This window comes from Legionella jordanis (assembly GCF_900637635.1).
Taxonomy (GTDB): Bacteria; Pseudomonadota; Gammaproteobacteria; order Legionellales; family Legionellaceae; genus Tatlockia; species Tatlockia jordanis.
The window spans coordinates 3,040,838-3,064,942 of record NZ_LR134383.1 but is presented as its reverse complement, the minus strand read 5'-3'; the positions used below and the strand labels follow the sequence as shown (position 1 = coordinate 3,064,942).

Genomic DNA, 24,105 nt, shown 5'->3' with positions numbered 1-24,105 from the left:
AGCGGGTTAAGAATTTCAGGGAGTGGAAATGAAGATCAAAGAACTTAAAAAAATACTTGAGGACTTGAGTGAGTCCATCAAAAATTATGAGTCAGAGTTTAATGAAGATTTATTACTGCTGCTGACTGATTTTGATCCGGATGACGAGGTGCCTTCTCTTTTGTCAAAAAAAATATTCGTCGAACTGGATGGATTTTGGGCTTCTGTACGGTTGAATGCGGGAGCGCCGCCTCGTTATCGGGCTGAAGTTTTGGATATTTGGTTAAATTTTCAGCAGAACTTGGTGGCTGGTGGTTTTAAAGAAGCCGCCAATCCGCAACAATACCATGAGCTAGCGGCACAATTTACCAAGGGCTTCCAGCTGGACTTGGACCACTTCCTCAAATTAATCATTAATTGCTGCCGTATGCTTGGCTATGCCGACCCAGATGAGTTGGCCAGTTATCCCTTGGGGAAATTAGCTGCCCACATCAGCGAGAGGAGGCATCTGGGGCATGAGTTTGAAAAACTTAAAAGCATCGTGACGATTTTGGCCATGCTATATAAGCTGGTTGATAATTATTGCACAGCTGAGCAAATTGAATTATTACCAAAATTATTGCGTGTGCGCTTAGGGACTACGGATGAAGAAATACGCTCAGAACAGGCCCTTTTTTTCTGTCTAACAGAAAGAAAATTGCACTGCCTCAATTTTTTCTCCCGCCATCAGGATTTTCTTTCTTTACGAGAAATCCGTTTAAACCATGAGTTGCAAGCTTTAAAAGCCTATATGCCTAATAATGAGGCCGCTTTGCGCGCGCAAGTGAAAAAACCCAATTGGACCAAAGTGTTTCTTTCTGGGATGAAACAATACAAATCCGGTGAAATTGGTTTGCGCGGGTGGGCTGAGGAGTTGGAAGAGTATTTTTTAAATTGGCATGATAAAACCTATCTGGCTTCCTTTGAGTTCGCCCAAGCTGTAAAGAAAGAGGTCAGTACTAAGCAAGTAGATGCTGAATTCACCCATGCTATTCTCTATATATTTTGTTTATTGCGTTATAACGCGGCCAGACGAAAAGAGGGGGCAGGCGGTTTCTTCTCATTTTCAGAAGAAACAAAATGCAATACGGCATTGAAGAAGATCGCCAATTTAGTCGGCGAAGCCCCAGAGCTTGGTTGGAAACACATGATGGCTTTGAAACAAGGGCGGTTGAAAGAGCTGTCTTCGGAATTTGAGGGTGCAAAAAACTGCTTGATAAGCTAGTGAGAAAGAGGAGCCCGACAGTCTAGATTTTGAACCCTGAGGTTCAAGTGGGTGGCAGATGAGTCGGTTCAGGCTTCCCACTTAAAGTGGGCTTGCTCAACGCCGGCTACAGGACGCCTCCCTGATTGCGAGTATTGGTTCAAAAAATCACTCGCTGTCGGGTTAGGTCTATTATAACAGTCTGACGTAAGAGATCACTATTTTTTCTCTCTGTTTACATTTTTTTTTCAATCTTCTGCGAATTTCATGAATTCTTAGTCTATAGTTATTGGACTATCGATGTGTGGGAATCTAGAGATTAGGCGGGAGCTCAAAAAATTCGCAAGTGATATAGAAAACGAGAGCCGACAAAAAGAGCCTGATAAAGGACGCAACAATCATTTTTCACGCTACGGCGTTGCTTATCCAGATTGATTACTTTATAATCCGCGCGTTGAAAGATGGGTGAAACTTGTGAAAGATAAGCGTGGAGTTAGAGGTGCTAGGCATCTGCTGCTAGCTCAGTTGGCTATTTGCCTGGCGGTAGCCTTCTGCTTATTGCTATTTTTTGGCAAAAAAGAAGCTATATCAGCGTTTTTAGGGGGAGTAGTGTTTATCATACCCTCGGCGCTGTTTGCGGGAACACTTTTTCGCTACCAGGGTGCAAGGGCGGCACGCAAAATAGTAAAAAGCTTCTATGTAGGGGAAGCTTTAAAACTGTTGTCGACCATAGCATTATTTACACTGGTATTTATGTCATTCAAAATAGCCCCGCTCGCGTTTTTTTTCACCTACATTGTGGTGCTAATGACGCATTGGTTCGCACCATTGTTTTTTGCTAACAAACAGAATAGGCCCGAAAGTGACTGAAATGGTATCAAGCACAGAATACATCAAACATCACCTGACTTACCTCTCATACAACCTGAAAACGATGAGTTTCGGGTCTGGTGGGTTTTGGACAATTAACCTGGATACTGTATTTTTTTCAGTTGTTCTGGGTATTTTAATACTTGGCTTTCTTTATTTCGGCGCAAGAAGAGTAACCACCGGAATTCCAGGGAAATTGCAAAATTTTGCGGAAATCATGCTGGAGTTTGCCGACAATCAGGTGAAAGATTGCTTCCATGGCAAAAACAAGTTGATTGGCCCTTTAGCCCTGACTATTTTTGTTTGGGTGTTTTTAATGAATTTCATGGATATTGTACCTGTGGACGTTCTGCCTTTGGCCGCTTCCTCAGTCGGTGTTCATTATCTGAAAGTGGTGCCCACCAATGATTTAAACCTGACTTTTGGTTTATCCCTGTCCGTGTTTATGTTAATCCTGTTCTACAGCATTAAAATTAAAGGTGTGAAGGGCTTTGTAAAAGAATTAACCTTACAGCCGTTTAATCACCCTGGCTTTATTCCTTTTAACTTATTGCTGGAATTGGTGGGTCTGTTGGCCAAGCCGATTTCTCTCGCACTTCGTCTATTTGGAAATTTATACGCTGGCGAATTGATTTTTATTCTGATAGCCTTGCTAACCTTAAACGCTACATTCACTTCCGTAGCTGGAACAGCTACTTTGGGGATTGCGCAATTTTTATTGGCGCTGGCTTGGTCTATTTTCCATATTTTGGTAATCACGTTGCAAGCGTTTATTTTTATGGTTCTGACGATTGTTTACCTTAGTCTGGCCCATGAAGAACACTAAAACTTTACTTTTTTAATTTAAACTTTGTCCATTAAGGGGATTTATATGCAAGCTGCAAGTTTAATAGCACAAGTTCAAGGTATGACTGTTATCGCAGTCGCATTGCTGATTGGCTTAGGTGCTTTGGGAACTGCGATTGGGTTTGGTTTATTAGGCGGAAAATTCCTTGAAGGTTCTGCTCGTCAGCCTGAAATGGTTCCAATGCTTCAAGTAAAAATGTTCATTGTTGCTGGTCTTCTTGACGCGGTAACCATGATTGGTGTGGGTATTGCTCTGTTCTTTACATTCGCTAACCCCTTCCTCAGCAGCTTGGGTTCTTGATAACAGCTAATGGGGCGTCGTAGGCGCCCTCAAAATGTTACAGGAGAGATTACCTTGGATATAAATTTAACTTTGGTCGTGCAAATGCTTGTGTTTGCAGCATTTGTTTGGTTCACCATGAAATTTGTTTGGCCACCTTTGGCTAAAGCAATGGAAGAGCGTCAAGGCAAAATTGCCGATGGTTTGGCGGCTGCTGAACGCGGGCGAAAAGAGTTGGAATTGGCTCAACACCGCGTTAAAGATGAGTTGAAGCATGCCAAAGCGCAAGCTTCGGAAATCATTGAAAAAGCCAATCGTCGCGCTGTTCAGCTTATCGAGGAAGCTAAAGAAGAAGCTAAACGAGAAGCTCAAAAGCAAGCCAAAATTGCTCAAGAACAATTGCAGCAAGAGTTCAATCGTGCACGAGATGATTTGCGTAAAGAAGTCGCGCAGTTGGCAGTGGCTGGAGCGCAAAAAATTCTTATGCGGGAAATTGATGAAAAGGCAAACAGCGCTCTGCTGGATAATCTAATTAAAGAGATTTGATATGCCAGATATTACTACCATCGCCAGACCCTACGCCAAGGCCGTTTTTGAACATGCTCTGGACGTAAACCAATTGAGTCAATGGTCTGAAGTACTAAACATATTGGCTATGTCTGTAATGAATAGCGAAGTAAAGCAATTCATTAGCAATCCGGCAACTACCCAAGAAGAGCAAGCCGATTTACTAATGGCGCCTTTTGCCAAATGGCAAGAACAGGAAAAACAAAGCATCCGCAATTTGGTTTCCTTATTGGCTAGCAATAAGAGACTCCTGGCTTTACCTGAAATTAAGGCGTTGTTTGAAGAATTACGTGCTGAGCAGGAAAAGACTCTTGTGGTAAAAGTTCGTAGTTTTTCGAAGTTGTCTCCATCGCAAGAGGAAAAACTGAAAGAGTCATTGCGTCAACGCCTGAGGCGTGAGGTAACACTTCAAGTGAGTGTAGATGACTCATTGTTGGGTGGAGCGGTTATACAGGCTGGCGATTTGGTAATTGATGGTTCGGTCCGTGGAAAAATAACTAAACTGCGCACCGAATTAGCCGCATAATAGAGAGGATAGATTTCATGTCACAAATAGCGTTAAACCCATCTGAAATCAGTGAATTACTCAGACAAAAAATTGAACAGTTTCATGTGGTCTCTGAGGCCAGAAACGAAGGGACTATCGTCAGTTTAAAAGATGGTATTGTCCGGCTACATGGTCTGGCAGACGTCATGCAAGGCGAAATGATTGAATTCCCCGGCGGCGTTTATGGTTTGGCACTTAACCTTGAGCGTGATTCAGTAGGTGCGGTAATTCTTGGTGACTACTCAAATCTTTCTGAGGGTCAAAAAGGAAAATGCACAGGCCGAATCCTGCAGGTTCCTGTAGGTGAAAAATTATTAGGCCGCGTGGTAGACGCATTGGGTAACCCCCTGGACGGCAAAGGGCCCATTGACGCAGCCAAAATGTCTCCTATTGAGAAAGTGGCTCCTGGGGTTATTGCTCGTCAATCCGTTGATCAACCTGTACAAACTGGCTTGAAAGCCGTTGATGCCATGATTCCAGTGGGCCGCGGTCAGCGTGAATTAATCATTGGCGACCGCCAAACTGGTAAATCCGCCATTGCCATTGATGCCATCATCAATCAAAAAGGCACTGGTATTAAATGTATTTATGTTGCCATCGGACAAAAAGCCTCTTCCGTGGCTTCAATAGTTCGCAAATTGGAAGAACACGGTGCCATGGAGCATACCATTGTCGTGGTTGCTGGAGCTTCTGATTCTGCAGCCCTGCAATTCATCGCCCCTTACTCAGGTTGTGCCATGGGTGAATACTTCATGGAACGCGGTGAAGATGCATTGATCGTTTACGATGATTTAACCAAGCAAGCTTGGGCTTATCGTCAAATTTCCCTGCTGCTGCGTCGTCCACCAGGCCGTGAAGCTTATCCTGGGGATATTTTCTATTTGCATTCTCGTTTGCTCGAGCGTGCAGCTCGTATCAATGCTGCGGAAGTTGAAAAGTTAACTAATGGTGAAGTCAAAGGTAAAACAGGCTCATTAACCGCCTTGCCAATTATCGAGACTCAAGCGGGTGACGTATCGGCATTCGTTCCCACCAACGTTATCTCGATCACAGACGGACAGATTTTCCTGGATGTCGATTTATTCAACTCTGGCGTGCGTCCAGCCATTAACTCAGGATTGTCTGTTTCCCGGGTAGGTGGTGCTGCGCAAACGAAGATTATGAAAAAATTAGGTGGTGGTACGCGTCTGGCTTTAGCACAATATCGTGAACTTGAGGCATTTTCTCAATTTGCCTCAGATTTGGATGATGCTACGCGCAAACAATTAGAGCGCGGCCAGCGTATTACCGAACTGATGAAGCAGAAACAATATTCTCCATTGTCGGTAGCTGACATGGCAGTATCCTTATTTGTCGTGGAAAAAGGCTATTTGGATGATATTCCTGTTTCTGAGGTGGGTGCGTTCGAAGCAGCATTGCATAGCTACATGGCTGCCTCACATGCCTCTCTTCTGCAAAAAATCAATGAGACTGGCGCTTATGACAATGACATCGAAGCCCAATTAAAGTCCATTGTTGAAGAATTTAAACGCACTGGTAGTTGGTAATGAGAAGGCTGCTTGCAAAGCAGCCTGATTTTGATCGCGCAGCATAAAGCTGATGGTGCTGCGAGCTGTTAATAAAGGCGAAGCAAGATATGGCTGGAGCGAAAGAGATCCGTTCAAAAATTGCGAGTATTAAAAACACGCAAAAAATTACTCGAGCAATGGAAATGGTTGCAGCAAGTAAGATGCGCAAAACGCAAGACAGAATGCGTGCATCGAAACCCTATGCAAGCAAAATATATAATGTGGTCAAGCACATCGCTCGAGCGACGTCTGAGTACCGTCATCCCTTCATGACCCAGCGTGATGTTAAACGGGTAGGGATGATTGTCGTCACCACTGACCGTGGATTATGCGGCGGTTTAAATGCCAACTTATTGCGCGAGTCGGTACGTGTTATGCGCCAGTGGCATCATGAAGGCAAAGAAGTTGACCTTTGCGTGATTGGCCGAAAAGGCCAAGCCTTTTTCCGCCGTGTGGGTGGTCGCGTGCTCGCAGCGAAAGACCATATTGGTGATAAACCCGGCATTAAAGACTTAATTGGTGTCGTGAAAGTCATGCTGGATGCTTTTTACAACGGTGAAATTGATGCCTTGCACATTGTGTATAACGAATTTGTTAATACCATGACGCAAAAGCCCACCATGAAGCAATTATTGCCGTTGCCCGTAGCTGAGGAAGACAGCAAGGAACTTGGCCATCATTGGGATTATATATATGAGCCTGATGCTAAGGAATTGCTGGATGGTTTGTTGGAGCGCTACATTGAGCTGCAAACCTATCAAGGCGTTGTTGAAAACATTGCCTGCGAACAAGCTGCAAAAATGATTGCAATGAAAAGTGCCACCGATAATGCTGGTGAGTTGATTAAAGAATTTCAATTGGCTTATAACAAAGCCCGGCAAGCTGCTATTACGCAAGAATTAGCTGAGATTGTCGGCGGTGCAGAAGCCTTATAAGAGGGTATAAGATGAGTCTAAGTCTAGGAACAGTGGTTGAAGTAATTGGTGCGGTTGTAGACGTTCAGTTTCCCCGCGAGAATGTTCCCAAAGTAAACGATGCGCTTAAGCTCGTTGAGGGAGATTTGACTTTTGAAGTCCAGCAACAGTTAGGTGACGGCGTTGTCCGTACCATCGCCATGGGTACCACCGATGGTTTAAAGCGTGGTGTTAAAGCCCAAAATACCGGGAAACCAATTGAAGTTCCCGTTGGCAAGGTAACACTGGGACGCATCATGGACGTTTTGGGACGTCCTGTTGATGAAGCCGGCCCAATTGAAGCCGATGAATATTGGGCTATTCACCGCCAGGCGCCAAGCTATGAAGAACAAGCGGGTAGCCAGGAATTATTAGAAACCGGTATCAAAGTAATTGATTTGCTCTGCCCATTTGCCAAGGGTGGTAAGGTCGGCCTGTTTGGTGGCGCCGGGGTAGGTAAAACCGTTAACATGATGGAGTTAATCCGAAACATCGCTATTGAGCACAGCGGTTACTCTGTATTTGCCGGGGTTGGTGAGCGTACCCGTGAAGGTAATGACTTCTATCATGAGATGAAAGACTCTAACGTTCTGGATAAAGTGTCCCTGGTTTACGGACAAATGAACGAGCCACCTGGAAACCGTCTGCGCGTTGCACTGACCGGATTGACCATGGCAGAGAAATTCCGTGATGAAGGCCGTGATGTGTTGCTGTTTATTGATAACATTTACCGTTATACCTTGGCAGGGGTTGAAGTATCCGCATTGCTGGGTCGTATGCCTTCTGCAGTAGGTTATCAGCCCACCCTAGCGGAAGAGATGGGTATGTTGCAGGAGCGAATCACCTCAACCAAGACAGGCTCTATTACCTCAATCCAAGCGGTTTATGTGCCTGCAGATGATTTGACAGACCCATCGCCAGCAACAACGTTTGCTCACTTGGATGCAACGGTTGTATTGTCCCGTCAAATTGCGGAACTGGGTATTTATCCTGCTGTGGATCCTCTGGATTCAACTTCCCGGCAATTGGATCCATTAGTGGTTGGCCAGGAACATTACGATACCGCACGTCGAGTTCAACAAACGCTGCAACGCTACAAGGAACTGAAAGACATCATTGCCATTCTCGGTATGGATGAATTGTCTGAGGAAGATAAGCGCGTTGTATCTCGAGCTCGTAAAATTCAACGCTTTTTATCGCAGCCATTTTTCGTTGCTGAAGTGTTCACTGGTTCACCTGGTAAATACGTTTCATTGAAAGACACCATCAAAGGATTCCAGGGAATTCTGGCTGGTGAGTACGATGATTTACCTGAGCAGGCGTTTTACATGGTTGGTAGCATCGAGGAAGCTGTTGCTAAAGCTAAAACTCTATGAGGCAATCTAACATGGCTATAACAACGCACTTGGATATCGTCAGTGCAGAGGATGAAATATTCTCTGGCGTGGTTGAGATGGTGGTTGCAACTGGAGAACTCGGGGAAGTTGGTATTGTCCCTGGACATGCTCCCTTGCTCACCATCTTAAAACCTGGAGAAATCCGCATTACCCTTCCAGGGGGCACTCAGGAAATTTATTACGTTTCCGGTGGTATGCTCGAAGTACAGCCATATTATGTGACTGTTTTAGCTGATGCCGTTGAACGGGCTGAAAACATTGACGAAGCAGCGGCTCTTGAAGCAAAAGCAAGAGCCGAAGAAGCAATGGCTGATAAAAATGCTGACATTGATTATTCCAAAGCGGCTGCAGAATTAGCACGCGCAGTGGCTCAAATTCGCGCAGTACAAAAACTTCGTAAGCAACTGAAGTAATTTCTTTAAATTCATTCTCCTCCAAAACCATTCCACAGGTTGAAATGGTTTTGGAAATCGCAATTTAGCATCAGCTCATGGCAATTGTGGATTGCATGAATATTATTGCTTCTGAGAGAATCTGAACTGATTTGGCCAGCACAAATTTGAGCTTATCCATCTGCGAAAGCAAGCCTCAAAGGTTGTTTTTTTGCTTTTTAACAAAGGCTTAACTAAAATATTCACTGTTATATACACAAAGTTATCCACAGGATCAAGATTTGTGAACCCATAAAAATTAATAAATTATCCTTTAAAAACAGTCAGTTATGTTTTTTAAACTATCCACACATTCAGCTAAATTTAAAGTTATTCACATTCTGTTTAAATTAGCTGCAAAGCTTTTGTAGAATTATTTATTGAAATTCACTAGGATAAAGACCGTCAATTCCAGAATGACCAACACTATGAACGACATCATTGAGCGGAAACCAATTACCGAGTTTACAGAAAAAGCCTATCTCGACTACTCCATGTATGTCATTTTAGATAGAGCCCTACCTCATATTGCCGACGGCCTTAAGCCCGTTCAGCGACGTATTGTCTATGCGATGTCAGAGCTGGGGCTTAAAGCAACAGCCAAGTATAAAAAATCGGCAAGAACCGTTGGGGATGTCTTAGGTAAATTCCATCCGCATGGCGATTCGGCCTGCTATGAAGCGATGGTGCTTATGGCGCAACCTTTTTCCTATCGCTATCCTTTTGTTGATGGCCAAGGCAACTGGGGTTCGCCTGATGATCCCAAATCATTTGCGGCCATGCGCTATACTGAAGCCCGTCTCTCCCCTTACGCTGATTTGCTGCTTTCAGAATTACAGCAGGGCACGGTAGATTGGGTTGATAACTTTGATGGCACCTTGCAGGAGCCAGCCTTACTGCCTGCAAGATTACCCAATGTTTTGTTAAATGGGGCTACCGGAATTGCCGTTGGCATGGCATCGGACATTCTTCCTCATAATTTAAGCGAGGTAGCTGACGCTTGCATTCACCTATTAGATAATCCTGAAGCCAGACTGGATGAAATTTGCACTTTTGTAAAAGGACCCGATTTCCCCACTGAGGCTGAAATCATCACCCCACAAGCAGCCATTCGTAGCCTGTATGAGAGCGGCAATGGCTCAATTAAAATGCGGGCTGTATATCGGCAAGAAAAGCATGATGTGGTCATTACTGCCCTACCCTATCAGGTTTCAGGTGCCAAAATCCTTGAACAAATTGCTGCACAAATGCAGCAAAAAAAATTACCCATGGTGGAAGATTTACGCGATGAATCGGATCATGAGCATCCTACGCGCCTGGTGATAGTGCCCAAATCCAATCGCATTGATGTTGAAGGCTTAATGTCACATCTTTTTGCCACGACCGATTTGGAAAAAAGCTATCGTGTAAATTTCAATATGATTGGTCTGGATGGCAAACCCAGGGTGAAAGGTTTGCTCACGATTCTTAATGAATGGCTAAGCTATCGTTTGGCTACAGTTAAAAAACGACTACAGCACCGATTGGAAAAAGTCCTTGATCGCATCCATGTTCTTGAGGGTTTAATTACCGCCTATTTGAATATTGATGAAGTCATTGCCATCATTCGCGAGCATGACAACCCGAAAGAAGGCCTTATCGCACGTTTTAATTTAAGTGAGCGTCAGGCCGAAGCCATTCTTGAAATGAAGCTGCGGCATTTGGCAAAGCTTGAAGAAATTAAGTTACAGGCTGAACTGGCTGAGCTTGCCGAGGAGCGCGACAACTTGCAAGCCATTTTAGCAAGCGAAAAACGATTGAAATTGCTGGTTAAACAGGAAATTACTGCAGATAAAAAACAATTTGGCGATGCGCGCCGTTCGCCATTGGTACAGCGTCAAGAATCCCAAGCGTTAAAAGAAGAAGACATTTTACCCAACGAACCGATAACTGTTATTTTGTCTCAGAAAGGATGGGTGCGGGCAGCGAAGGGCTATGATATAGATGGCCGGGAACTAAGTTATAAGGCGGGTGATGAGTTCAAAGCACAAAGCAATGCAAGAACCAACCAGCTGATTCTATTTCTTGATAGTGAAGGAAAGGTTTACACGCTCCCAGGACACAGTTTGCCTTCTGCTCGCGGGCAGGGTGAGCCGTTAACCGGAAAGCTAAACCCAGCTGAAGGCATGCTGTTTGAGGCTTTAAGCGGAGGGGAAGCCGAGCAGTGGCTGCTTTTGGCCAGTGACGCAGGCTATGGTTTTGTAACCCAAATGAAAGACTTATATGTAAAAAACCGTAATGGAAAAACTTGCCTGAAATTACCGGAAAACAGCAGAGTTTTGCCTCCGAGATTAATTGCATCAAAAGAAGAGCAATACATTGCATGTGTCAGCAACATCGGCCGGCTTTTAATTTTCCCAGTTAACGAATTACCTGTCTTAAGTCGTGGGAAAGGCAACAAATTAATAAATATTCCTGCCAGCAAGTCCCAAGCGCGCGAGGAATTTATTGTTGATCTGCAGACATTATTTTTAAAAGATGCCTTGACCGTTCATGCAGGCAAACGTCATTACACCTTAAAGGCAGGGGACTTGGAACATTACATTGGGGAAAGAGGGCGACGCGGTAACTGCCTGCCACGCGGCCTGCAAAATGTGACCTCTTTGGAAGTTTGTATTCAGAGTGAAAAGTAGTGGCTTAATCCATCGCTAAGAGCTCATTACGATTGCATCAACTTTTGAGCTCAATAGCTGTTATAATCCCGCGTTTTCAAAGCCAATTTAACATTCAAATGCAACAACAAGGCACAGATTCTAAACCAACTTACATGAACTTCACTGCTATCTTGCTCGTGTTGGCATTGGTTTTCTTTGAATGGCTTGATTTTAGCCTTTACCTTTATTTGGCAAAATCAACCTTTGCTAAGGAATTTTTTCCAGCATCCAGTTACAGTCTCATGCTGTCCTTTGCTCTCTTTGCAGCGGCCTATTTGGTACGTCCTATTGGTGGATGGATTTTTGGCGGCAAGGCCGATCGGAGTGGGCGGCGTGCACCCATGATTTATTCAGCCATCTTGATGGGTTTAGCCACTCTTGGCATATGCCTCTTACCAACCTATAACCAAGTAGGATTATGGGCAACTTGGGGGTTATTATTGTTACGTATGGCGCAGGCCCTGGCTTTGGGCGGTGAGATAAATACTTCTGCTATGTTTCTCGTGGAACATCATGCTAATCAGCCTTTGTTAGCTGGAAGTTTTACGGCTGCAAGTGCGGCCTTAGGTATGTTCACAGGTGGTATGCTGGCCACGGTTTTGCAAGTGAGCCATGCACAGGGATGTTGGCGGTGGATTTTTGCATCCGTGGCTTTATTGTCATTAGGACTTTGTGTACTGCGAAAAAAGTTATTTGAATCACCTGAATTTGAAAGCAACAGGTTGCGGGTCGGGTTTACATGGTCTAAGAATTGGCGAGGAATCATCAATATTGCAGTACTGGGCACTTACGTGAGTGTTATGGTTTACATATGCAATGTCTTTTGGGTTTCATTTGCCATTGATGCAGGGATATGGGGAGCCGTGCAATGCAGTTGGATTGGCTCATTGGCCCAGTTGGCTTCTGCTTTCGCTGCCATTCCAATTGCCTATTATTCTCGTCCATCACAAGCCAGTCGATTATTGCAAACCAGTATGTTAATCCTTATGATGGCCGCTCCTTTACTATTCTATTTTACCATTCAACAGCAAAAAGCAGCCGTGTTGCTGTGTTTAGCGGGCTATGTGTTCTCCAATGGCTTTCTTTGCGCCGCCTTGTATTACTATCTGTATCTGCAGTTGCCAACGAGTTGCCGTTGCCGCGGGGTGTCAACGAGTTGGGCTTTGGCCGCGAGCTTGGGTGCTATAAGTTTGCCTATTGCTGAGCAAGCCAAGATAGTCGGTTTATTGTGGCTGCCGGGTTTGATAGTCAGTGCCACTGCTTTTATGGCTTTTGTTTTAATTGCTATGCCCCGCTCAACTCCAGCCCTGGATACACAGCTGGGCATAAACTAATTGGGTTGAAGGGCGATGAGCCGTAACATTAGCCATTGCGAGGATGCTTCGCCTGATTTTAGTGGAGAGTTTCATCACGGCATTTATTTTAAACTACACTTAAAAGGTCTTTCTTGTTTAAGGGTATTAAAATGAAACGTGGGGTAAAACGTCCTGGTAAAGACCAAAGCATTTCCAAGTCTAACCTGAAAAAGGTTTCCGGTGGCCAAAAACGCAAGGTAGAAGTCATCAAGGAACCTATTGTCTTTACACCTGTGCCGCCTGGTGGGAATGAGCCAACAAAACCTTTTGAGGTGAATAGACTGGATTTTAAAGACAAGAAATAATTGTATTTAATGATTGGTTTGCCATGGAAGGTATTTATTGGTACCGGTTTTGGCTTGGGCAGATAATATTCTTCTTGAAAATTATATACACAATTTACTTGTGTAAAATTCGGCAAATTGTTCATTGAAGTTACAAGATTATTTTTGTCGATGCATTATTGTCTATTAAAATACTATTGAACTGATAAACGTTTTCTGATTAATATGAAGTCTCAATGATGGAAAAATAAGGAATGAGCCATGCCACTGCCAGTGAAGGCGATACGATATGGCCAATTAAAACCGAAAACTGCGGGACTTGCGGTACCGACTTCGGGACATGAGGTCATAAAGGTAGAGTTTGAAGATACTGACGGACAGATTAAAACAGGATTTTACAAGGAATTAGTCCCGGAGGGAAAAGGGGATGGCAGCTACCCTGAAATCCTTGCCAAATACGTCGTTGCTGCAAGCGTTTTATTCAGATTAGCCTTGGGTGATCGTGCGGCTGAGGATCGCCTGGTTTTTGATTCAGAAGGTCGAATAAAGGGCACCTTGTCTGTTGCTGCAGAAAACTATAAACCCCTTCATTGTTCCGGGCAATCTCTCCCCGCTGATCCTCAGGAACGAGAATTAGTCTGCCCTTCGGTGGAAACCTTACTCAAGTATAATGTAGCTGAACTGTTTGCCAGCATTTGGGGGCGAATGTTTTGTGATGACCGACATCCTGGCAATTTCAGCCTAAACGTTCTCATCGATTGGGATATGACGTTGTACCAATATACTTCATTCATGAAAGGCAAACGAGTCGTTGATGGGCTTATCAAAGAGCTGCCACAAAAATCAATGAAACTGATGTCCAAGCAATTGAATGATTTCCCCATTGTTGAGGGCAGAACTCATTATCCGACCAATGCAATTCCTGAAAATGGCAATATTCTTAAGCGATTTCAGTCCTATGCCGAGTTTCAAAAATTGGCCGCAAATCCCGCCATCCAGACTGAAAACGGCAGCATCTGCTTTCAGGAGCAGCTATTTTCAGCGTTATTGAAAGAATTAATCACGTTTGATCCGGAGATGCTAAGAGAACGATTAAAAGAATACATCGGAGAAGAATTAACTTTAGATTATACCTCTCTTCCCCAGGAAAAAAGCGAAGGCTTAGCGCAAGCTTATCCACATTTGTTTAATAAGGATACCGATAAAAAGCCTTTTCTTGATCACATCATGGATGTGTTCCAACTTGAATACAATGAATTCTATAAAACGGTCGTTCTTTACCCTGGCTGCCCCAAGAACAAAAGTGGGGTTGCAGTCCCGGGTTTTAATCGATTTTTAAGGAATAAGCCTTCAGCCTTCACCAAAGCTATCGAATGGGCTTTAGCCATGAATGCGCGAATGGAAAAAGCCTGGGCTGATTTTTGTAAGTACAAACAGGAAGAGGAGCCTTTATTGGCTGCCCTGGATGTTTATGCTATTCCTCCTGAAGGGCGTTACAATCTTAAAAAAATGCAACAACGCTATCATCAAGTATGGCGGGATTCGCATACACCAACGATCAGGGCCATTATTGCTGACGGGCACAATCTTATTCATGAACTGGCCTGCAGCTTAGGCTCACAGTCCATCAACCTAAATACTAATCAAGAAGTGGATAACGATGGACTTGGTCTGTTGTCTGAGTCATTTCAATTGCTTGGTGAGCCTGAGCTGTTGACTGAATCCTCTGATATTGATAGCAACAGCTCGGAAGGTTTAAAACAGGGCCTTAAAGCTTTGGAGGAACTTTTCTTTAGTTTTCAAAATAATACCAAGCAGTATTTTCTGGTAAAAAGAGATGAATTAAGTCCTGAAAACAATCAGGCTTATTGTGATGCAATATCCGATTTGATACGTGAGGCGCAAAACAAAATCCTGCCTTATTTTATTGGCACAGGATGGGCGAGAAAGTTTGGTTACTGCATTAAAAACATGGAAAAATTTTATCAAGGCTTACATTTTCAGCGTCATTTAATTTCCACAGACGCCCCTCTCAGTGAAGGAGCTGCTCATGATTATTCGGCTTTACTGACGCGCCTGCATACGGATGAAGAAGTGGTGAATTCCTGTTTAAAAACATTGTTTTCCTGGGTCAACACCATCCCTCGAGAAACCTTTAATAACATGATCTTAGGCATTATCCAGGAATATCAGCCGCCTTTTTATGCCCTATGGGCTCAACGATACCGCGGCCCAGTTGTTGAAGCTTATCTAAAAAGCAGCAAGCAAGATTGTGCCAACCGCCTGGCATGGATTTTAAGTGATGGCGGAACAGAGATAACGTCCTTAAATACCCACATTATGAAAGCCTTGATTCCTATCATGCTTGATGCGACACAAGCACAGCTTGAAATCGATTTACTCAGTGTCAGGAATGCTGTGGAGCATGATGCCTTTAACGGAAAGTATTATGCAGAACGGGCACAAACTTTTGTTAAAAAGGATAAGGCGTTTGAAATCACGGTTTCCGAAAAGCGAATCGATTCATTTTGTGAATTATTATTTTCCTGGGCGGCTAAGCAGCCATCTCCGCACATACGTCAAATTGTTAAGGACGCGCTGAAAGCTTATACGCCATCCTCACTCAACTTTTTTAGTGGTAAAAATCGCCAGTCGGAAATTGAAGCTTACCTTAAGGAAGTTCCTCGTCCGGATAATGCCAAATTGCTTGCTTTAATTTTCAAGAAAGGCAAACATCAGGCGAGTTCTTTAAATGTTATTTTATTGGATTTATTGATTAAAAAGATGAAAGACAGTCTGAGCTCTACAAAGGTAAGAGAAGAATTAGGAATTTCCAATACTCATATATTGAGCGACATTCTACCCAAGCATTATTCGCAATACAGTGAGCACTTACAGCGCTATGCCAGCCATTTAAAATACGATGAATCTTCCGAGCATAGCGCAGTCATTCATTGATTGAGCACTCGTAGTTCAACCACCTTGCATTGAACTACAAGTGTTCTTTAAGCCTTCATCTCGAAAATGTGCTCTTCCTGAAGTTCTTGTCTGAAGTTTATTAGATTTTCATATAATTCCTGTAATTTGGCATTTGGGAAACGCCCTTGTTTCCTCTCGTTCATCAAAGCACTGTAATCCTCTAGCAAGGCGTCTAATACCTCAATGGCATAGGGATCATTGGATTCATTAACCTGATTTTGTAACACACTGATGAGATCGGCTGTTTTTACCTGCAACGCCTTAAACCCAGATTTATCCCCTTTGTGAATGAGCTTCTGTGGACTGGGGGCATACAGTCCTTTCAAAGCCAGGAAAGCTACAGGCAGTAAAATAATCAAACCAATTAGCAGATGTGCCGAAACATTGTTGAATGAATTTGAAGCAGGGCTTTGCTCACTTGAGTGCTCCGGCAATATAGGGCATCCCGATTCATGTGAGCACAACATTTGCGCCTCAGGGGCTGAATAGGTGGATGACCAAAATTGAAAAGAGGGTGTAAGCCGGTTGGCTGTAGAGGTTTGCTCTTTGTTCACCATTCGGTAATCGCCCCTGGAAGTGCGAATGACTTCGCTGTTGTTTTTCTTCTCGCACTCTCTTTTTTCGTCTGGCGCAGCCAGTTTTCTAAACTCAGGTTTTTTAGGCAGAGGCAGCCCTTTTAATTGATGCTGCCGCTTCATCCAGGCATGCATTGAGTCAATTAATTGTTCGACCAGATTTCGGGTTGAACTCATCAATTGAAGTTGTTTACTTTCAGCCGCTTGCTGCTCAAGATGAGTGATTACTTGCTTAATTTGCTTAAATAATTTTTTGCTGGCTAGTAGTAAATTGCTTTGCGTGACATCAAAACGCGCTAAATTATCCTGATTGTTAATAAAAGAATCAATTTTGTGTTGACGTTGAGTCATTAATTTTTCCCACCAGGATAAATTTTGTTTATCTTGTATAAATTGTTGGTAAAGAATGGCGTTCATTTCGATAACGTGCATGATATTTTGATGTGAACGTTGAATGAATTGTTCAATGTTTAGCAGCAAGGCTTGCATCTGCTCTCGAAATTGCACGATTGTAAATACTTCCCCAGCTTTATCAAAAAGCTGTAACAGTTGGTCAACAATTCCTTCAAATCGCAATATTTCCTGGAGGTCAACGAGGCTGTCACTGTAAGCTTGTTGAACGTCTTCAGGCAAATTGCTGACAAATTTGAAATCCCTGCAGTCGCTTAATGTTTTTGGCGAAAGCTCAAGCTCAATAACCTGCGAAGATTTCGCGGGGTTTTCCGCCCTTTCACTGAGCTCATCGACATTGCGTTGAGCACAATTCTTTGCTGCTAAAGTAGGAAACTCCACTTGTGAAGCCATGTTTTGAGGCTGTGAAGCAAAATGCTCCCAATAAGGATGGGGATTTACTTCTTGCTCGCTCAGAGCAAAATGAAGAATGGTATGTCTTAATTCGCCAATGCGGTTGAGTTCTTGCTGAATTTGATGGATTTGCGTTTTTAGTTGGCGAGATTGAATGTGATTTTCGATGCTTGCTTGGTGATTCTCCATACTTTGCCGACAGTCTGTTAAGAAAAGACGATCACTGCCTTTCACCGGTGAGGTATGAATTTCTACAGCCCGTAGATAATTTTGCAGGAATTGCAGCTGCTGCTTAACGTAATCGGCATTTTCACTCATGCTCAAGCGCCGAAGGATTTGGGTGACATCGAGCAGGACGTAATTCATGGGTTGATTAAGATGCTGAGCCTCAAGATTCGCATTGCGAAGCAGTAAATAGTCTCCAATCACCCGCGTCATTGTTCCAAGCTCTGGCCATTGTAGACGATTACTGTCTATTAAGTTAATGTGAAAATCATCCCTGGATAATGCATGACGGGGGCGAAATTCCGCATTAAGTACCCAGGAGTGCTCATTGACATTGATAAAGGCAGCCTCATCACTGGCAAACCAGCTGTTATCGGTTTGCAGCAAATCCGCATCCAGGCCTGAGTTCGCTCTTAAGTTTAGGATCTTTATTCTGAACTGCAATTCATCCGTGGTATAACAAGATTCATCATGGAAGAAGCCAAAGACATAGCCAAAACGAGACTGTGCAGGCATTGAACGATAATTAACGCGATGATAGTCACTGCGCATAAAACCTCCCTGTCATAGAAGACTTAAAGGAACAGCCATCCTGGCTGTCATTAACGGCAATTTTGAAAAAATTGCAGCCAAAACAAAAAACGGTTTTAGGCAAGCTATTTTTAATCTGCCATATAATGAGCTTTCTTTACAACGTCTGTGTTAATCAAAAGCTATAAGTGAGTTCCCAAACGGACTGTTCCTCTTCATTCTTTTTATCGAGAGGAAAAATTTCGAAACTCTTATATTGTTCCTCAAAACTTGGAATGGGCAGGCTTTGATTATGGATTTGTTTTAATTGCCAAGCCAATCCCTTGAAGTGTTCATGGATGTCGCGATATTCCTGGTGAAGCTCAAGCAAATATTTTTTAATGGCCTCTTTTTGTGCTTGTGAAAAATGACCTTCTTCGTAATTTTTTTTGATCACTTCCCTAATCTGCATAAAATAACCATCGGCTATGGCCATACTATTTTGCAATGAAGCTCTTAACAGAGGGTGATCAACATTGGGCTTTTCGTTGATTAAATAGTTAAAGAGCTTATTGACAAAAGGGTGTATGGTTTGCTGTCTTTTTTGATTTAATTCTTTAATAAAATTCTGAAATTGCAGTTCATTCATTAATTTCTCTTAAGTCAGTATTATCGAGTGGTCGGCATTTTAGCACGACAGCAAAAAATAACCATTCTGATTTTAAAAAAATCATGATGGCGATTATAATTTCATGAGTTGTTCAATTTTGTTCCTATTCTTGCAAGTGAATATGACAACCTGCAGGTTTCAGGCTATGATTTTGCGAACTAAATAATTCTGCTAAAGATATGTTTAATGATCATTTAAAAACTTTGCCGCAATACTTCCTTCCCAAGCAAGCTTTAACCCGTTTGGCGGGGTTGCTTGCCAATGTGCGTGCGCCAGCCGTAAAAAACTTGTTGATTCGCCGTTTTGTCCAGCAATATCAAGTCAATATGAATGAGGCCTGTGAACAAAATATTGAAAATTACCCTTGTTTCAATGATTTTTTTATTCGCATGCTTAAACCAGGAACTAGGCCAATCGCTGATGCTGAGATTGTTTCCCCTGTGGATGGAATTGTGAGCGAGCTAGGTTCCATTAAGAAAGGTCAAATTCTGCAAGCCAAAGGCCGCTATTACACGGTAGAACAGTTATTAGCTTGCAATAACAGCCTCAGTGAGCAATTCATCAACGGTCGCTTTGCAACCTTGTACTTGTCCCCCAAAGACTATCATCGAGTCCACATGCCCATGGATGCCGTGTTAAAGGAAATGGTTTATGTCCCCGGGAAGCTATTTTCTGTCCAACCCACAACTGCTCGCGTTATTCCTCACTTGTTTGCCCGCAATGAGCGATTAGTGTCTTTGTTCGACACCAAGGCTGGGTTAATGGCCATGGTTTTGGTGGGTGCAACCATTGTGGGTGCAATAGGGACACGCTGGCAAGGTGAGCTTAAGCGCTCCAGGCGCAAGCAATATTTCAATTATACGGGACCTGAACAAATCAATACCCAGGTTCACCAAGGTGAGGAAATGGGTTATTTCAAATTAGGTTCGACGGTGGTGCTGTTGTTTGCCGATGGTGAACGAGTGCATTGGTTAAATCATTTGATGCCCGGATTAGGCATTCGCTATGGCCAGGCCTTTGGTCGAATCACAACAAAAGAAGGATAGTGATGAAAAGGATTTTGACTTGTGTTTTATTGAGCAGTGCAATGATTAGCCAGGCAAAGTCCATCCTATGCAAACCAGCAGGAGTTGAGCAATTAATTAACATTGAAGTGCCACAAAAAATGGGAGATTTGCCCGATATCGATTTTCCCTATGAGACTAACACGATTATTTTCAGTTTCAGAGACAACAATCTACTGCTGGTGGCTATGGATGCCGAGGATAAGTCCAGACCTAGGCTTTTTATTTCTGCCCAAGCTCAAAAAAATCACTCCAATTATCAAGGGCAATTCATGGCGGATTTCGGCGGGAACCAGATTCAACTGGAGAACGGTGCTGTTCTTTGCCAATTAAAATGATCCGAAACCTTTAAAAAAAGATCCGCTTTTAAAACAAATTGTCTGTTTAATGGTCTAGAATGAAAAGGCATAAGGCTAAGGAAATAAGCCTCTAAGCCAAGGAGGGAGTATGACCATTAATTTCACAGAAATTTTAAACGAAAAGGGCTGTCCGCTCGAGAAGCAAAAGTTTACCTGGAAGGAATTGGCCGGCAAGCCAATCAGCAAACTGGATGACGATGCATTTACACGAGTGCGAATCATTTTAATGAATGGCTTAGAATTGGATGCTCTAAGGACAAAACATTTTTTAGCTCGATTCGACAAAGCCTTACAATTGCCACTGGCGCAAATCCGACGGGTTGAGCAGCATCAAGCCACGTTAATTAACTGGCTGTTGTCCGCGGATCATTCTCCTCTTGAAACAACCATTGCTTATGAGCAAGTAGCCATTGAAGTCACTGCTGCAGTGGCTCAGAGTGAACCGGATCCGTACCAGGCGCAAACCTATCGTTTTGGCTTACTGGAGGATTTCGATCATCTGTACCGCTACTCTGCCATGTTAGACAGGTTGGAAGGGAAGGACGCCAACAATATTCTTCAAGGTTATACCGACATTGTCCCTGGGAGGCCTACTACTGATCACCATCGTGCCCCAAAGGATGATCTGCGGGATTCCTATAAAAAAAATGAAGCCGATTTAATTACTAAAATTCACGCGGTGATGATAACTGGGGCTGAGTATCAGACGCATGATTACTATATGAATATTGGTCCCAGCTTCGCTGATCCCATTGCGAGACAGCTGTATGCTGAAATTGCTTCGGTTGAAGAGCAACACGTGACGCAATACGGTTCTTTGATGGATCCTGAAGAAAGTTTGATGGAGAAATGGTTATTGCATGAAGCCACAGAAATTTATAATTACATGAGCTGTGTTGAGCAAGAATCTAATCCTCGAATCAAAGCAATCTGGGAACGTTTTCTAGATTATGAATTGGGCCATTTGCAAATGGCTTGTGAATTGTTTAAACAACTTGAAAAACGGGATCCAGCCGAAATCATACAAGGCACGGTCCCTAAAATGGTTGAGTTTAAGAGCCAAAGAGAATTCGTGCGCAAGGTATTAAGGAATGAAGTGGATCTTAGAGCCAACGGTGCGGATTACATTCCCAGGAATGAAGAAAGCTCAGCGACTTTGAAATATCGCGAGCAACTCAATTCCGAAGGTGTACCTGCTGAAATTGTCTCCGCCGGTTATCAATGGACACCTGGAACTGAGCTCAACCAACAACGGATTTAAGGGGGCATACTATGGCTACTAATTCAAAATTAGGGAAAAATTATACAGGAGGCGATACTGCCCCTGAAAACATCAAATTGATGTTGGACGCTTGCAAGAAATTTCCACCCGACATTGCCGGTGATGAACATAAGCTTGAAAATGCAAGAATCAAATTAAACCGCGAAGCCAATCCCATTGGCTCCGTCCCTTTACCCATGTCGGTTAAAGGAATGGTAAAGGCTTCCTTCAATAAGTTGATTGGAAATCACCCGGAGCTATTTTTGGATAAATTAGGGGAGAGGCTGGCTTTTGAGCGTTCAGGAGTCAGATTGTATGAAGCAGCCATAGCCAAAATGCTCGCTTTGAATGAATCAAGGCGAATGTTGCAGCAATTGGAGCACATTCGCCGAGAAGAAGCGGAGCATATGGAAATTCTGGTTTTGGCTATTAAAAAGCTGGGTGCCGATCCAACCGCAATGACTCCAGGGGCAGACGTCACCGGAGTTTTAGGAATGGGATTAATCCAGGTTCTGACTGATCCAAGAACGGATGCTCCGCAGGCATTGACGGCTCTGCTTAATGCCGAGTTGATCGATAATGCCGCATGGGAGCTACTCATCGAGTTGGCCATGGGCAATGGCCAGGATGAAATGGTGGAGCAATTTGAGAAAGCCCTCGCCCAAGAGGAAGAGCACTTGTCCATCATTAAAGTGCTGTTGAAAGATTACCTGGACATCAAAGAAGATTTGCACGCCCAAAAGGCCAGCGTTAAGGAAGATTGCTATCACGTTATGCCCAGTCCAAGCGGGGGTTGGGATGTAAAGCGTGAAAACGCTACTCGGGTTAGCCGACATTTTAGCAACAAAAAAGATGCGGTTTCCTTAGGGCGTGAAATGAGCAAAAAGGCAGGGGTAAAACTGCAAATTCATCAACAAGAAATCAGGCACTAACCTCTGAATCAACTTGCTCATGTCAAAAGACTGGGCAAGTTGTTCTATTCTTTGCGTGATGGCAAACAATATAGACTAAGATAGCTCAGCAACTGAAAACCACCCTGAACCATGTGATTTTCTTCAAGATCAAATTTCATCACCAATTGATCCGCCAAAAAGAAAGCAAGCCAGAACATTAGAGACAGAATAAACGCCAGATCGGCACGTCTCATCCAAACGTTTGCGGAGCGATTTAGTGCGAGACAGGCCCAGATAAAGGCTATCGTGGACAAAAGCGACCAGAGGATAATCCCGGTAAATAACACACTCGGTATCCATTGGGGTAAAGGATACATGGCTAAAGATTGCAGCAGAAATGGGAAATTATTGTCGACTGCCCAGCTTGCTCGAAGTAAGCCAAGGTGTGCAAGCCCCCCGACGACATCAGTCCATAAGGCGATAAGCCACCACAGAGCCCAAAAGACAATCAGTATTTTTTTAAAATATTCTTTATGGTTCAGCATAACAAGCTCCTGCATTAGGCAAACTGCTTTAGAATTGGGAGCAAATGAAAAAGTTCGTCGAATTAACGAAGCAAATACAAAGAATGGTACCGAGAAGAGGACTCGAACCTCCACGGGGTTGCCCCCACTAGCACCTGAAGCTAGCGTGTCTACCAATTCCACCACCTCGGCATGGTTGGCTAAAAATACTCAAGAATAGCCAGACTGTCAATGTTTTATTAAAAAAATTGATTTGGCGGAGTATTGCTGGGCAATAAAAAAAAAAAAAATTATGGATATAGTATAGAGGAGGGCAATAAGACCTCTAGGAATTTTTGTAAAAAAAGCCCAGAATCTTAAAATGGCTCCGTTTACTGTTTCCTTATGACCTTTCTTGATATCTTACAAAAGGCAGTTGATTATTGCTTTGCCTTAATGCCTCGCAAAAGACCTGATTTATCCAAGGCGAATCTGATTGCGCATCGTGGGGTACATGACAACAAACAAGTCATGGAAAATACGGAGGAAGCATTTGAGCTGGCTTTGAAAGCAGGTTGCTGGGGCATTGAGTTGGATGTCCAGGAAACAGCTGATCATGTTTTGGTGGTTAATCATGATCCAACGTTGAAACGATTATGGGGCAAAGAGCTTGTTATTTCAAAGCTGAGTTTTGAGGAAATTCGAAATCTCGTACCCAACATAATGAGTCTTGCTGAAGTAGTAAATAAATACGGCAAGCGAATGCATTTGTTTATTGAACTTAAGGCTCCGTTTCATGCCGAAGAAGAGTTAGCCAGGATAGTATCGTCTTTAAGCCCTTGCAAGGATTATCATCTGCTCAGTCTCGATGAAAGCATTTTTGCGACACTCAACACATTTCCCAAGCAGGCATTGCTGCTGGTGGCGGGTCCTTACAATGTTAAGAAATTTTGCGAGCTGAGCTTGCAAAAGCAATATGGCGGCGTGCTTGGTCATTATCTGCTGCTCAATAAGAATAGAATTCGACATCTTCAGACGGATGAAAAACAAATGATTGGAGTGGGTTTTATTGATTCGCGCTTTGGCTTGTACCGAGAGTTGAATCGGGGAGTCTATTGGTTGTTTAGCAACAACATACCTTGTTTGCTCCGCGCCTTAAAACAATACAAAAATTCAACTTCATAAATTTAGGGCTTGAAGACCTAAACATTTCCTGTTAATCCTAAACATCTTAATTACAGTGTTCAGG

At 43.3% G+C, this 24,105-nt stretch carries 22 protein-coding genes, 1 tRNA gene and 1 other RNA gene; 19 read left to right on the top strand and 5 right to left on the bottom strand.

Annotated features, from left to right (window positions below; all coding sequences use genetic code 11):
• Positions 1-28 precede the first annotated feature (28 nt).
• Positions 29-1,243 (top strand): hypothetical protein, encoded by a 1,215-nt coding sequence (locus EL203_RS13890; protein ID WP_058471653.1) that lies wholly within the window; start codon positions 29-31, stop codon positions 1,241-1,243.
• 7 nt (positions 1,244-1,250) lie between these two features.
• Here the strand turns inward: EL203_RS13890 and ssrS are convergent.
• Positions 1,251-1,410: non-coding RNA, 6S RNA (gene ssrS, locus EL203_RS13885), on the bottom strand.
• 286 nt (positions 1,411-1,696) lie between these two features.
• On the opposite strand from ssrS, the gene EL203_RS13880 reads away from it, so the two are divergent.
• The 13 genes from EL203_RS13880 (at position 1,697) to EL203_RS13820 (ending at position 15,971) form a co-directional block, all read left to right on the top strand.
• Entirely contained in the window at positions 1,697-2,092 is a 396-nt protein-coding gene (locus EL203_RS13880) for an ATP synthase subunit I (RefSeq protein WP_058472245.1), read from the top strand.
• 1 nt (position 2,093) lies between these two features.
• Complete coding sequence (gene atpB / locus EL203_RS13875) at positions 2,094-2,918, top strand: F0F1 ATP synthase subunit A (protein WP_082647189.1); 825 nt, start codon at positions 2,094-2,096, stop codon at positions 2,916-2,918.
• 45 nt (positions 2,919-2,963) lie between these two features.
• Positions 2,964-3,239: a F0F1 ATP synthase subunit C gene (gene atpE, locus EL203_RS13870; RefSeq protein WP_019215645.1), complete on the top strand. Its 276-nt coding sequence runs from the start codon at positions 2,964-2,966 to the stop codon at positions 3,237-3,239.
• Positions 3,240-3,293: 54 nt separating this feature from the next.
• On the top strand, positions 3,294-3,764 hold the full coding sequence (locus tag EL203_RS13865; protein WP_058472247.1) for a F0F1 ATP synthase subunit B: 471 nt from the start codon (positions 3,294-3,296) through the stop codon (positions 3,762-3,764).
• A 1-nt stretch (position 3,765) separates the two neighbouring features.
• Positions 3,766-4,311: a F0F1 ATP synthase subunit delta gene (locus EL203_RS13860; RefSeq protein WP_058471654.1), complete on the top strand. Its 546-nt coding sequence runs from the start codon at positions 3,766-3,768 to the stop codon at positions 4,309-4,311.
• A 17-nt stretch (positions 4,312-4,328) separates the two neighbouring features.
• Entirely contained in the window at positions 4,329-5,879 is a 1,551-nt protein-coding gene (gene atpA / locus EL203_RS13855; RefSeq protein ID WP_058471655.1) for a F0F1 ATP synthase subunit alpha, read from the top strand.
• Between the two features lie 89 nt (positions 5,880-5,968).
• A complete protein-coding gene (gene atpG, locus EL203_RS13850; RefSeq protein WP_058471656.1) occupies positions 5,969-6,835 on the top strand; it encodes a F0F1 ATP synthase subunit gamma in 867 nt (288 codons plus the stop codon).
• An 11-nt stretch (positions 6,836-6,846) separates the two neighbouring features.
• Entirely contained in the window at positions 6,847-8,229 is a 1,383-nt protein-coding gene (gene atpD / locus EL203_RS13845) for a F0F1 ATP synthase subunit beta (RefSeq protein WP_058471657.1), read from the top strand.
• Positions 8,230-8,240: 11 nt separating this feature from the next.
• Positions 8,241-8,663 (top strand): F0F1 ATP synthase subunit epsilon, encoded by a 423-nt coding sequence (locus EL203_RS13840; RefSeq protein ID WP_058472248.1) that lies wholly within the window; start codon positions 8,241-8,243, stop codon positions 8,661-8,663.
• Between the two features lie 446 nt (positions 8,664-9,109).
• Positions 9,110-11,353, top strand: a complete 2,244-nt coding sequence (gene parC / locus EL203_RS13835) for a DNA topoisomerase IV subunit A (protein WP_082647190.1) — start codon at positions 9,110-9,112, stop codon at positions 11,351-11,353.
• Between the two features lie 44 nt (positions 11,354-11,397).
• On the top strand, positions 11,398-12,708 hold the full coding sequence (locus EL203_RS13830) for an MFS transporter (protein ID WP_058471659.1): 1,311 nt from the start codon (positions 11,398-11,400) through the stop codon (positions 12,706-12,708).
• A gap of 131 nt (positions 12,709-12,839) precedes the next feature.
• Positions 12,840-13,034 carry a hypothetical protein gene (locus EL203_RS13825; RefSeq protein ID WP_058471660.1) on the top strand — a complete coding sequence of 65 codons (195 nt, stop codon included), beginning with the start codon at positions 12,840-12,842 and terminating at the stop codon, positions 13,032-13,034.
• 240 nt (positions 13,035-13,274) lie between these two features.
• Entirely contained in the window at positions 13,275-15,971 is a 2,697-nt protein-coding gene (locus tag EL203_RS13820) for a hypothetical protein (RefSeq protein WP_058471661.1), read from the top strand.
• Between the two features lie 47 nt (positions 15,972-16,018).
• Here the strand turns inward: EL203_RS13820 and EL203_RS13815 are convergent, their stop codons facing one another.
• Together EL203_RS13815 and EL203_RS13810 are read right to left on the bottom strand one after the other, a co-directional pair.
• Positions 16,019-18,148, bottom strand: a complete 2,130-nt coding sequence (locus tag EL203_RS13815) for a hypothetical protein (RefSeq protein ID WP_058471662.1) — start codon at positions 18,146-18,148, stop codon at positions 16,019-16,021.
• Between the two features lie 154 nt (positions 18,149-18,302).
• The gene (locus EL203_RS13810; protein ID WP_058471663.1) at positions 18,303-18,755 is read right to left on the bottom strand and encodes a hypothetical protein; all 453 of its coding nucleotides are present in this window, start codon (positions 18,753-18,755) and stop codon (positions 18,303-18,305) included.
• A 200-nt stretch (positions 18,756-18,955) separates the two neighbouring features.
• On the opposite strand from EL203_RS13810, the gene asd reads away from it, so the two are divergent.
• The 4 genes from asd to EL203_RS13790 all read left to right on the top strand — a co-directional run bounded on the left by asd (position 18,956) and on the right by EL203_RS13790 (position 22,392).
• The gene (asd, locus tag EL203_RS13805; RefSeq protein ID WP_058471664.1) at positions 18,956-19,822 is read left to right on the top strand and encodes an archaetidylserine decarboxylase; all 867 of its coding nucleotides are present in this window, start codon (positions 18,956-18,958) and stop codon (positions 19,820-19,822) included.
• A gap of 2 nt (positions 19,823-19,824) precedes the next feature.
• Positions 19,825-20,178 carry a hypothetical protein gene (locus EL203_RS13800; protein WP_058471665.1) on the top strand — a complete coding sequence of 118 codons (354 nt, stop codon included), beginning with the start codon at positions 19,825-19,827 and terminating at the stop codon, positions 20,176-20,178.
• Between the two features lie 109 nt (positions 20,179-20,287).
• Positions 20,288-21,460: a hypothetical protein gene (locus EL203_RS13795; RefSeq protein WP_058471666.1), complete on the top strand. Its 1,173-nt coding sequence runs from the start codon at positions 20,288-20,290 to the stop codon at positions 21,458-21,460.
• Between the two features lie 11 nt (positions 21,461-21,471).
• On the top strand, positions 21,472-22,392 hold the full coding sequence (locus EL203_RS13790; protein ID WP_064108365.1) for a DUF2188 domain-containing protein: 921 nt from the start codon (positions 21,472-21,474) through the stop codon (positions 22,390-22,392).
• A 44-nt stretch (positions 22,393-22,436) separates the two neighbouring features.
• Here the strand turns inward: EL203_RS13790 and EL203_RS13785 are convergent, their stop codons facing one another.
• Positions 22,437-22,898 (bottom strand): hypothetical protein, encoded by a 462-nt coding sequence (locus tag EL203_RS13785; RefSeq protein ID WP_126320131.1) that lies wholly within the window; start codon positions 22,896-22,898, stop codon positions 22,437-22,439.
• An 84-nt stretch (positions 22,899-22,982) separates the two neighbouring features.
• Positions 22,983-23,069: transfer RNA gene (locus EL203_RS13780), tRNA-Leu, on the bottom strand.
• 192 nt (positions 23,070-23,261) lie between these two features.
• Between EL203_RS13780 and EL203_RS13775 the strand changes: the two genes are divergently transcribed.
• Positions 23,262-24,041: a glycerophosphodiester phosphodiesterase gene (locus EL203_RS13775; RefSeq protein WP_058471668.1), complete on the top strand. Its 780-nt coding sequence runs from the start codon at positions 23,262-23,264 to the stop codon at positions 24,039-24,041.
• Positions 24,042-24,105: the final 64 nt, after the last annotated feature.